This window comes from Bacillus sp. AY2-1, assembly GCF_008368965.1.
Lineage (GTDB): Bacteria > Bacillota > Bacilli > Bacillales > Bacillaceae_G > Bacillus_A > Bacillus_A thuringiensis_S.
The window spans coordinates 1-3,132 of record NZ_QPEL01000253.1 but is presented as its reverse complement, the minus strand read 5'-3'; the positions used below and the strand labels follow the sequence as shown (position 1 = coordinate 3,132).

The following is a 3,132-nucleotide window of genomic DNA, read 5'->3' as shown; positions in this document are numbered from 1 at the left end:
GTTAAATAATAAGTTCACCTTTGTTATTGTGTAGTTTTCCACACTTAATTTCCCATAAATCTTGAATATTAATTCGGTCATAATGAGAAGTCCAAGCTTGTACCACATATTACAACAAAAAATATTTACTTAGAGTGAACCCTTGTGGCTAAATATAAATGGGTTAAACATTTTATAAAATATTTAATTTTACTAGTAAAGCTAATAAAATTTGGAGAAGAATTTGAACATTTACTGCTATATCTGTATCAGTAGTTGTTACTGTTACATTTCTAGAATTTCTAATAACAGTTTCTTGTTTATTAATTTGTTTAATAGATGATTTTTGAAATAATTCTTGTGCTACACGGTCAGCCTTTTCACTATCTGCTATAGAAATACTTACTACAACTACGATAGCTGCTTGTAATGCCGCTTGGATGGATAGCGCAGCTTTTGTATCTGTAGTAGTAACTTGTACATCTGCTGAATCTACTATTTCAATATATTCCTCAGAAACTTGATCGATTTCATCTGTTTGTATAGCTTCTTCTAAAAAATTTGCATTTTTACTATATGAATAAGAATTTACTGATTCGGAATCCTGATTTATTGGCTCAGAAACCTGTTTTTTTGGTTCACAATCCTTTTTTATTGGCTCAGAATCCACTTTTTTTCGTTCAGAATCCCGATTTAATGGATCCCGGTTTTTCTTTCGTCTACAAACTTCACAATCACACATAAAATCACCCCTTTTAAACTAAAAAATTAGCAATATTAAAATATTGGCTAACTACTAGCATTTTATGTATTTTTTAATAATTTGTTTGGACAAGTAACTTGAATTTATATTTTACTTCTAATTTTTTTTTGTAATAACAAAAAATAGCCTTCTAACAAGAAGACAACCATCTTTTATTTCACATTTATATAAAAGACCCATACTTAAATACACTTAACTTCATATGATATTTTTAGAATGAGTAGTCGTTACTGAAGGGCACTTTTCGAAGTGCTCTTATATTTAATCCCCCCTTTTTCAGGAGGATTTTTTTACTAAACTCTAATACAATTTGCATCAACTAGGCTGGCGATTATCACATTTCCTTAAGAGATTCAATTAATACAGTAACTACTAATTAAAATAACGCTATGATCCCTATACACTTAAACAATATTGCGTTACCGAACGTATGAACTAATTTTTATTTTGACTATGTAACACTAAATTCACAACATTATTATCCTATATTTGGTGAAGCCTACATTTCAATGCCAGCAACCCCACACTTTTAATTAATAACTTAAACAAATGTGCTATCTCAAGGTTCCTTTGATATAGTATCTTATGTTCTATATAATGAAGAGAGCGCTAGTATTCGGAAGGAGGATGTATATGAGTATTCAACTAGCTACATCTAACGATTTAAAATGGATTAATAGTCAATATGAATCAATAGGATTTGTACGAAGTGATTTAAAGAGAGATAAAGTTGCAATTATTACATATAACAACGAGTATGCAGGTGTTGGACGATTAGTCCAAATAGATGCAGATACTATAGAAATGGGCGGGATTTTTATTCTCCCTAAATTTAGAGGGCTACAATTAGCTGGTGAGCTTGTTTCATTTTTAGTAGAAACTGTAAAAAAATCACAAATACAAGATGTATATTGTCTTCCTTTTGAGGAATTAGAAAACTTTTATAAGAAATATGGCTATACTGAAGTCGATACTACGAAAGAAGCAGTCCATCCAATTATTCTAAAAAAATATAATTGGTGTTTGGAGAACTACGATAAACACGTTCTACTATTTAAATTGTAAATATAATAAAAAGTATATTCTCAATCGTTTTTCTATCAGTACTCCTAATCGGAGCCTAAGGATTAATCAAAGATATTTTATCTCTCCTTTTATAAATGGCTGATTAAAACTCAATGTTCCGTCAATACTATAGGTAACATGATTGTATTTCTCCATTCTCCCTTTGAGAGGAGCAGTTAGCTTTTGCTAGCTGCTCTTTTATTTTTTCAAAAAGTCACATAAATATCTTTAATTCCAAACATTCAAAAGATAAAATGTGATAAGATTGTTATGAAGATATTTACCAACTAATAAATGCGCCCTAGACTTACGTACTAGGGCGTATTTATTTTTTAGTATGTAATTCCTTCACTCATCTATTATCCACAAAATAAGTATCATACGCTTTATCAAAAACATATCCTAACTTTTCTGCTAGGTTAGCAGATGTAGTATTCGCTGCGTCCCAGTTTGGATACTTTCCATTTTCTAAGCAATCCAATATAAGAGCTGCACTAACTACAGTTGCCAAACCTTTTCTTCTATGATTGTGATCAGTCGCAACTTCAATTTCAATTCCATCATTATAAATACTATACGAGGATGCACCACATACAACTTCTCCGTTATATAAAATGCTATAACCTATACCACGGTTTATATAATCTTCTACCGACTGAAATTGACTTATAAAATCTTCAGAGATTTTATGTAATGTAGGGCTATTTGCGATATGCTCATCTATTCTTTTTAACTCATATCCTTTTGGAAGTATTGATATAAAAGACTGTAATTTTGAACGATTAAAACCTTCTGAATTTCGTTTGAACTTATAGCGTAAAAACTTATCTATTTTTCTTTCATGGAATGTTTCTAAGCGTTGTTTCCACTCTTCACTATTTACGATAACTAAAATTCTTTCAGGAATATTACGTAATAACTCTTCTGTTTCTTGCACATTTGGGTCTCCAGCGTAAAATGTGAAAATTCCTACCGTAACTTGTGCTACTGTTGGATTTTCAAGATCATTTACCCAAGCAGTCCCCATATGCCCTTGTAAATAAGAAAGTAAAATAACGTTATTGAAATCATCAAACATAGAAACTAGTTTTTTTCTTGTATGTATATTCGCTTCATGTATCATTTACATTCCCGCCTTCTATAAAATCAATCTTATTCTAAATCTTTTAGAATAAACTTATATAATTTTTCAATCAACCATTTACCATATAAGAAAACACCTATTAAACTAAATTTTTATATAATTATAAATCATTCACAAATATAAAATTATTATAACATCTAATAAAAAAAGAGTATCTCACTTTTTAAACTTTAGAATATAC

At 29.7% G+C, this 3,132-nt stretch carries 3 protein-coding genes; 1 reads left to right on the top strand and 2 read right to left on the bottom strand.

The annotated features are described in order from the left end of the window. Nucleotides 1-172: 172 nt before the first annotated feature. Nucleotides 173-721: a spore coat protein gene (locus DN403_RS29915; RefSeq protein WP_149186071.1), complete on the bottom strand. Its 549-nt coding sequence runs from the start codon at nucleotides 719-721 to the stop codon at nucleotides 173-175. Nucleotides 722-1,375: 654 nt separating this feature from the next. Here DN403_RS29915 and DN403_RS29910 point away from each other — a divergent pair. After that, nucleotides 1,376-1,807 carry a GNAT family N-acetyltransferase gene (locus tag DN403_RS29910; RefSeq protein WP_000027167.1) on the top strand — a complete coding sequence of 144 codons (432 nt, stop codon included), beginning with the start codon at nucleotides 1,376-1,378 and terminating at the stop codon, nucleotides 1,805-1,807. Nucleotides 1,808-2,159: 352 nt separating this feature from the next. Here the strand turns inward: DN403_RS29910 and DN403_RS29905 are convergent, their stop codons facing one another. Further along, nucleotides 2,160-2,930 carry a GNAT family N-acetyltransferase gene (locus tag DN403_RS29905; protein WP_000581062.1) on the bottom strand — a complete coding sequence of 257 codons (771 nt, stop codon included), beginning with the start codon at nucleotides 2,928-2,930 and terminating at the stop codon, nucleotides 2,160-2,162. Nucleotides 2,931-3,132: the final 202 nt, after the last annotated feature.